The sequence below is a fragment of the Inquilinus sp. YAF38 genome, assembly GCF_052113205.1.
GTDB lineage: Bacteria > Pseudomonadota > Alphaproteobacteria > DSM-16000 > Inquilinaceae > Inquilinus.
Map to the genome: position 1 here is coordinate 1 of NZ_JBFRCU010000162.1, position 7,496 is coordinate 7,496.

Genomic DNA, 7,496 nt, shown 5'->3' on the forward strand with positions numbered 1-7,496 from the left:
GCCCAGCATCGGCCCAGCATCGCCTCGGCCGCCGCCGCGACATCCGCCGTCGACTTCACCACCCGGACACCGCCCTTGCCCGACGGCTCTTCCTTGAAGTGGCCCTTGCCGCGGCCGCCGGCATGGATCTGCGCCTTGACGACGTAAACCGCGCCGCCGAGACCCTCCGCCACACGCACCGCCTCCTCCGGCGTGTACGCCACCCCGCCGCGCGGCACCGGCACGCCATAGCGCCCCAGCAGCCCCTTCGCCTGATATTCGTGGATGTTCATTCCCTGCCCTTCCGCTCGGCCGGCCCCGCCCGCGGGCAGGACCGGCCCCCGTCCATCAGATCACAGCAGCCCGGCGCCGCGGGCCCAGCGGTACTTGGCCCCCAGCACCGCGACCGGCGTCTCGGTCGAGTACGGGTAGGCGACGATGCCGTGGTCGTAGAGGTATTGCGCCGCCTCCTCGACCTCGACGTCGCCGGCCAGCGAGGCCACGATCGGCTTGTTGATGCCCTTGGCCCGCATCTCGTCCACCACCTCGGTGATCACCTTCGCGAACACCATCGGCGGCGTGATGATGGTGTGCCAGTAGCCGAGGATCAGCGCGTGGATACGGTCGTCCTCCAGCCCCAGCTTCACCGTGTTGCGGTAAGTGGTCGGCGGCTCGCCGCCGGTGATGTCGACCGGGTTGCCGGCGGCGCCGAAGGGCGGGATGAACTTGCGGAAGGAGGCGTCGAGATCCGCCGGCATCGCCATCAACTGCAGGTCGTTGTCGACACAGGCGTCGGACAGCAGCACGCCCGAGCCGCCGGCGCCGGTGATGATGACCACGTTCTCGCCCTTCGGCGTCGGCAGCACCGGGATGCCGCGGGCGAATTGCAGCAGGTCCTGCAGGCTCTTCGCCCGGATCACGCCGGACTGGCGCAGCACGTCGTCATAGACCTTGTCGTTGCCGGCCAGCGCCCCGGTGTGCGAGCTGGCCGCCCGCGCGCCGAGCGAGGTGCGCCCGGCCTTCAGCACCACCACCGGCTTCTTCCTCGACACCACCTTGGCGACGTCGGCGAAGGCGCGGCCGTCCTTCAGGTCCTCGAGATGCATCGCGATCACGTCGGTGGCGTCGTCCTGCTCGAAGAAGGTCAGCAGGTCGTCCTCGTCGATGTCGGACTTGTTGCCGAGGCCGACGATGGCCGAGACGCCCATCTTGGTCGACCGGCTGAAGCCGATGATCGCCATGCCGATGCCGCCGGATTGCGAGGACAAGGCCGCACGGCCCTTGACGTCAAACGGCGTGCAGAAGGTCGCGCACAGGTTCTTCGGCGTGTAGTAGAAGCCGTAGATGTTCGGGCCCATCAGACGGACATCGTATTTGCGGCCGATGGCGATGATCTCCTCCTGCGCCGCATGGTCGCCGGTCTCGGCGAAGCCGGACGGGATCAGGATCGCGCCCGAGATCTTCTTCTCGCCGACCTCGGTCAGCGCCTGGGGCACGAATTTGGCCGGGATGGCGAAGACGGCGATGTCGATGTTGCCCGGCACGTCCTTGACGCTGGGATAGGCCTTGAGCCCCAGGATCTCGGTGGCCTTCGGGTGGATCGGATAGATCGCGCCCTTGTAGCCGCCGTTGATCAGGTTCTTCATCACCGAGTTGCCGATCTTGCCGTCCTCGGCCGAGGCGCCGATCACGGCGACCGCGTCGGGCCGCATGATCCGGTTCATCTTGGCCAGGATGGCGTCCTTCGACGGCCGCGGCCGGGCCTCCTTCGGCTCGAAGTCGACGACGACGCGGACATCGGCGGCGATGGCGCCGTCGGTGCGGGCGAAGACCGGGTTGAGGTCGAGCTCGACGATCTCCGGCACGGCATCGACCAGGCGCGAGACCTTGACGATCAGGTCGGACAGCGCCTCGCGGTCGACCGGCGGCGCACCGCGCACGCCCTTCAGGATCGCGGCCGCCTGGATGCCGTCCAGCATCGACAGCGCCTCGGTGCGGTCGACCGGGGCGAGGCGGAAGGTGATGTCCTTCAGCACCTCGACCAGCACGCCGCCGAGGCCGAAGGCGACCAGCTTGCCGAAGCTGGGGTCGGTGACCGCGCCGACGATCACCTCCTGCCCGCCGACCAGCATCTGCTGGACCTGGACGCCGAGGATCTCGGCCTTCGGGTCGTAGCGGCCGGCGCTCTCGACGATGCGCTTGAAGCCGGCGCGGACGTCGTCGGCCGATTTGACGCCGACCAGCACGCCGCCAGCCTCGGTCTTGTGCAGGATCTGCGGCGAGACGATCTTCAGCACCACCGGGAAGCCGATCGCCGCGGCCTGGGCCGCCGCCTGGTCGGCCGTGGTCGCCAGCGCCTCCTTCGGGATCGGGATCTGCCAGGCCTCGCACAGCTCGCGGGCCTCGGGCGCGGTCAGGCTGGTGCGCCCCTCGCGCTTGACGGTTTCGAGAATGCTGCGGGCGGTCGTCCTGGCATCGTCCAGGACGTCTACATGGCCATTCATGGCGGTCCTCGCTCAGCAAAGGATGTGGGGAGGACCGGACCCACCTGAGGCTGCCCGGTCGGGTGTCGCAATCGGTTCAGTCAGATCAGACAGAGGCCTCGCTTCCCTGGCTCGTCATTGCGAGCCCCGAAGGGGCGCGGCAATCCAGGGATCGAGCCGCTGGATCGCCACGTCGCTTCGCTCCTCGCGATGACGAGGAGGGAGCTGCCTCGGTTCGCTAGATCGCGCCGGCGGTGCGCATCGCGGCGATGGCGTCGGCGTCGTAGCCGACCGCGGCCAGGATCTCCTCGGTGTGCTCGCCCAAGAGCGGCGAGCGCTCGACCGGCACGTCGTTGTCGGAGAGCCGGATCGGCAGGGCGACCTGGACGTAGTTGCCGCGCTCCGGGTGCGGCACGTCGACCAGCATTCCGCGGTCGTACATCGAGCGGTCCTCGATCAGATCCTTCATGCTGAGGATCGGGCCGCAAGGCACGTCGATCTCGTTCAGCGCCTCCATCACCTCGATCTTGCTGCGCTGGCTGGTCCAGGCCTGGATGATGCCGAAACAGTCCGGCAGGTGGCTCAGCCGCGCTTCCGGCGTGGCATAGGCCGGGTCCTCGATCAGCTCCTCGCGGCCGACCAGGCGCATCAGCGGCGCCCAGCCCTGGGGCTGGATGATGACATAGGCGTAGTCGTTCTCGCCGCCGGGGGCGCAGACCAGCGCCTGGCCGGGCTGGCCGCCGCCCGAGGCATTGCCGGAGCGCGGCACGGCCTCGCCGAACTCGGTGTTCGGGTATTCCCGCAGCGGGCCGTGCACCAGGCGCTGCTGGTCGCGCATCTTGACCCGGACCAGGTTGAGGACGCAGTCCTGCATCGCCACCTCGACCCGCTGGCCCTTGCCGGTCTGGGTCCGCTGCAGCAGCGCCGCCAGCACGCCGGCGACGAGGTGCATGCCGGTGCCGCTGTCGCCGATCTGGGCGCCGGTCGAGGTCGGCGGGCCGTCGAGCCAGCCGGTGGTGCTCATCGACCCGCCCATGGCCTGGGCCACGGTCTCATAGGCCTTGCAGTCGACATAGGGGCCGGGGCCGAAGCCCTTGACCGAAGCGTAGATCACCCGCGGGTTGATCTTCTGGATCTTGTCCCAGGGGAAGCCCTGGCGGTCGAGCACGCCGGGGCCGAAATTCTCGATCAGCACGTCGGACTGCTCGAGCAGCTTGATGAAGGCCTCCTGTCCCTGCGGCGACTTCATGTTGATGGTGATGCTGCGCTTGTTGCTGTTCAGCATGGTGAAGTAGAGGCTGTCGACATTCGACTTGTCGCGCAGCTGCGACCGGGTGATGTCGCCGCGTCCCGGCATCTCCACCTTGATCACATCGGCCCCGAACCACGCCAGAATCTGCGTCGCCGAGGGTCCCGACTGGACATGGGTCATGTCGAGAACGCGCACCCCATCCAGGGCCTTGCCCATGGTCTCTCTCCCTATCTGTGCCAGTGCCAGGACGGGGGCGCGGGCGGTTGTATCCAGCCCGCGCCCGCGGCCGCTACTTGTACATCGTCTGGTTCATGGTCCCCGGGGCGTAGGCGTCGGGGTCGATCCACACATTGATCAGCGACGGCTTGCCCGATTCCCGCGCCCGCTCCAGCGCCGGGCGGATCTGGCTGGCCTCATGGACCTCCTCGCCGTAGCCGCCGAGCATCTGGGCGAATTTCGAGTACTGGACGTCGCCCAGCTTGTTGCCGACATTGCCCTTCTCCGGCCCGTATTTCTGGATCTGGCCGTAGCGGATCTGGTTCATGTGCGAGTTGTTGCCGACCACGCCGATGAAGGGCAGGTTGAACCGCACCATGGTCTCGAAGTCCCAGCCGGTCAGGCTGAAGGTGCCGTCGCCGAACAGGCAGAGCACCTCCTTCTCCGGCTGGGCGATCTTCGACGCCATGGCGAAGGGCACGCCGACGCCGAGGGTGCCGAGCGGGCCCGGATCCATCCAGTGGCCCGGGGCCCGGGGCTTGACGACGCCGCCCGAGAAGGTGACGACGTCGCCGCCGTCGCCGATATAGACGGTGTTGTCGGTCAGGAACTCGTTCAGCTCATAGGCCAGGCGCAGCGGGTGGATCGGCGAGGCGTCGGAGCGCAGCTTCGGCAGCCGCGCCGCCTCCATCTTCGCCTCCTCGACCCGCAGCTCCTCGAGCCAGGGCTCGCGGCCCTTGGCGCCGTTGTCGACCCGGCCGGAGACGGCCTGGGTGACGGCGGCGAAGATCGCCCCGCAATCGCCGACCAGGCCGAGCGAGACGTCGCGGTTCTTGCCGACGGTGCGGTAGTCGAGGTCGATCTGCACCACCGTGGCATTGCGGCCCAGGCGCTTGCCGTAGCCCATGCGGAAGTCGAAGGGCGTGCCGACGATCAGGATCACATCGGCGTTGTCGAAGGCGTAGCGCCGGGTCTGCTGGAAGTGGTGCGGGTCGCCCGGCGGCAGCGTGCCGCGGCCGGCGCCGTTCATGAAGGCCGGGATGTTCAGGGCGCGGACGAAGGCGATGGCGTCGTCGGCGGCGCGGCAGGTCCAAACCTGCTGGCCCAGCAGCACGCAGGGCTTCTTGGCATGGACCAGGATGTCGGCCAGCTTCTCGACATCGCGCGGGTCGCCGATGCTCTTGGTCGACCAGCGGTAGTGGCCGGCCTGCGGCAGCCGAGCCTTCTTCAGCGGCACATGGCCGTCCAGGATGTCGCGGCCGATCTCGAGATAGACCGGGCCGGGGGCGCCGGCGAAGGCTTCGCGGAAGGCCATCGAGCACATGTCGGCGACACGCTCGGTGGTCACCACATTGGCCGCGAACTTGGTGATCGACTTCATCATGTCGACATGCGGCAGGTCCTGCAGCGACCCCATCTTGTGCTGGTCCAGCGCGCCCTGGCCGCCGATCAGCAGGAACGGGCTCTCGGCGCGGAAGGCGTTGGCGACGCCGGTGATGGCGTCGGTCGTGCCCGGGCCGGCGGTGACCACGGCGCAGCCGGGCTTGCCGGTGACGCGGGCATAGCCGTCGGCGGCATGGGCCGCGACCTGCTCGTGCCGGACGTCGATGATGCGGATGCCCTCGTCCAGGCAGCCGTCATAGATGTCGATGATATGGCCGCCGCAGAGGGTGAAGATGGTGTCGATGCCCTCGGCCTTGAGCGCCTTGGCCACGAGGTGACCGCCGGAGATGACCTCCTCCGTCGCGGCCGCTTCCTTCACTGTCGTATCGGGCATGATGCTTCCTCCTCACCTCTTGCTCGGGATGCACGGCACCGCGTGGCGCCGAGCGGTCATTCGAAGCCGGTCCCGTGCCGCTCGACCGACCGCGACAGGTCGAGGGCATGGTTGCGGACCAGCGTCTCGGCGAGATCCCCGTCGCGCCGCGCCAGGGCCTCGACGATGGCGGCGTGGTCGGCCACCGATCGTTCGGCCCGCTCCGGCCGGCCGATCAGGGACCAGCGGATGGCGCGGATGTGCAGGAACAGGGTCTCGGTCATCTCGGTGATCAGGGCGCAGCCGCCGAGGCGGATCAGCGCCTGATGGAAATCGATGTTGGCGGCGGCGAACCGGTCCGAGGATTCCGCCTCCGCCGCCTGGCCGGCGATCATGGCCTGGAGGTCTTCGATCTGAGCCGGGGTGGCCTGCGCCGCCGCCAGGCGGGCGGCCATGCCCTCCAGCGCGGCCCAGACCACGATCAGCTCGCGGATCTCGGCCCTGGTCTTGCGCACCACGAAGACGCCGCGCCGCGGCATCGACCGGACGAGGCCCTCTTGCTCCAGCAGCGCGATGGCCTCGCGCACCGGGGTCCGGCTGATGCCCAGCGCCTCGCACAGCTGCCGCTCGTCGATCCGGATCGGGCGGCTGTGGCCGTAGATGTTCATGCGCACGATCGCATCGCGCAGGGCCTGGTACGCCTTGGCCTTGTAGCTGGCCTTGGCGGCCAGCGGCGCGACATCGAGCGTCACCCCATCCACCAGCATCGGCGTCCCTGCCCCAGATCGTGCGACCGGCTGTTGAAGCTCTTTGGTCGACTGAATGCAGAATTTTGTATACCAGAAGAATCGGTCCGGCAAGCCGGGAAAGTGGATGTCTTCGTCTTTTTTTACTTGGCTCGGCGACAGTTTATGCTGCAGCGCAAAAAAGATGGCCGCGCCACGACGTGGCACGGCCCAGTCGGGAGGAAACGGTTAAGCCCCGGACGTCTCTCGATCCGTCATCCCGTGCGCGCTGCGGCACGCAGTGCTGCTGCGCAGACACGGGATCTCGCGCAGTCCCGGAAGAGATCCCGGTTCTGCAGCGCACCACTTCGTGCTGCGCTGCGCCCGGGATGACGATGAGGGGCAACGGCGATCATCATGGCCTCTACGCCGCGAGGCTCTTGGCGACGTCCTCGCACATCTTCTTGGCGTCGCCGAAGAGCATGAGGGTGTTGTCGCGGAAAAACAGCTCGTTCTCGACGCCGGCATAGCCCGACGCCATCGAGCGCTTCACGAACAGCACCGTCTTGGCATTCTCCACATCCAGGATCGGCATGCCGTAGATCGGGCTCGCCGGGTCCGACTTCGCCGCCGGGTTGGTCACGTCGTTCGCCCCGATCACGAAGGCCACGTCCGCCTGGGCGAAGTCGCGGTTGATCTCCTCCAGCTCGAACACCTCGTCATAGGGCACATTGGCTTCGGCCAGCAGCACGTTCATGTGCCCCGGCATGCGGCCCGCCACCGGGTGGATGGCGTAGCGCACATCCACGCCTTCCTTCTTCAGCAGGTCCGACATCTCCCGCAGCGCGTGCTGCGCCTGCGCCACCGCCATGCCGTAGCCCGGCACGATGATCACCGAGCGGGCATTCTTCATCACGAAGGCCGCGTCCTCCGCCGATCCCTGCTTCACCGCACGGTCGCCCGCAGGGCCGCCGGCCGCCGCGGCGCCGGAATCGCCGCCGAAGCCGCCCAGGATCACGTTGATGATCGACCGGTTCATCCCCTTGCACATGATGTAGCTGAGGATGGCGCCCGACGACCCGACC

6 protein-coding genes are annotated in these 7,496 nt (G+C 68.2%); all 6 read right to left on the minus strand.

Annotated features, from left to right (window positions below; translation table 11 throughout):
- The coding region (locus AB4Z01_RS35440; RefSeq protein WP_441701447.1) for an ATP-grasp domain-containing protein at window positions 1–272 on the minus strand (272 nt) is incomplete at its 3' end.
- A gap of 60 nt (window positions 273–332) precedes the next feature.
- A complete protein-coding gene (locus AB4Z01_RS35445) occupies window positions 333–2,483 on the minus strand; it encodes an acetate--CoA ligase family protein (protein ID WP_441701449.1) in 2,151 nt (716 codons plus the stop codon).
- Window positions 2,484–2,700: 217 nt separating this feature from the next.
- The gene (frc, locus tag AB4Z01_RS35450; protein WP_441701451.1) at window positions 2,701–3,930 is read right to left on the minus strand and encodes a formyl-CoA transferase; all 1,230 of its coding nucleotides are present in this window, start codon (window positions 3,928–3,930) and stop codon (window positions 2,701–2,703) included.
- Window positions 3,931–4,003: 73 nt separating this feature from the next.
- On the minus strand, window positions 4,004–5,707 hold the full coding sequence (locus AB4Z01_RS35455; RefSeq protein ID WP_441701453.1) for a thiamine pyrophosphate-binding protein: 1,704 nt from the start codon (window positions 5,705–5,707) through the stop codon (window positions 4,004–4,006).
- 56 nt (window positions 5,708–5,763) lie between these two features.
- Entirely contained in the window at window positions 5,764–6,453 is a 690-nt protein-coding gene (locus AB4Z01_RS35460; protein WP_441701455.1) for a GntR family transcriptional regulator, read from the minus strand.
- 382 nt (window positions 6,454–6,835) lie between these two features.
- Window positions 6,836–7,496, minus strand: a 661-nt coding sequence (locus tag AB4Z01_RS35465) for an NAD(P)(+) transhydrogenase (Re/Si-specific) subunit beta (RefSeq protein WP_441701457.1), incomplete at its 5' end; no start/stop codon positions are given.

Excerpts from the sequence above, each read along its gene's own strand:
- AB4Z01_RS35460 (WP_441701455.1), bottom strand. The coding sequence starts at position 6,453 with ATGCTGGTGGATGGGGTGACGCTCGATGTCGCGCCGCTGGCCGCCAAG.
- AB4Z01_RS35445 (WP_441701449.1), bottom strand. The coding sequence starts at position 2,483 with ATGAATGGCCATGTAGACGTCCTGGACGATGCCAGGACGACCGCCCGC.
- AB4Z01_RS35455 (WP_441701453.1), bottom strand. The coding sequence starts at position 5,707 with ATGCCCGATACGACAGTGAAGGAAGCGGCCGCGACGGAGGAGGTCATC.
- frc (WP_441701451.1), bottom strand. The coding sequence starts at position 3,930 with ATGGGCAAGGCCCTGGATGGGGTGCGCGTTCTCGACATGACCCATGTC.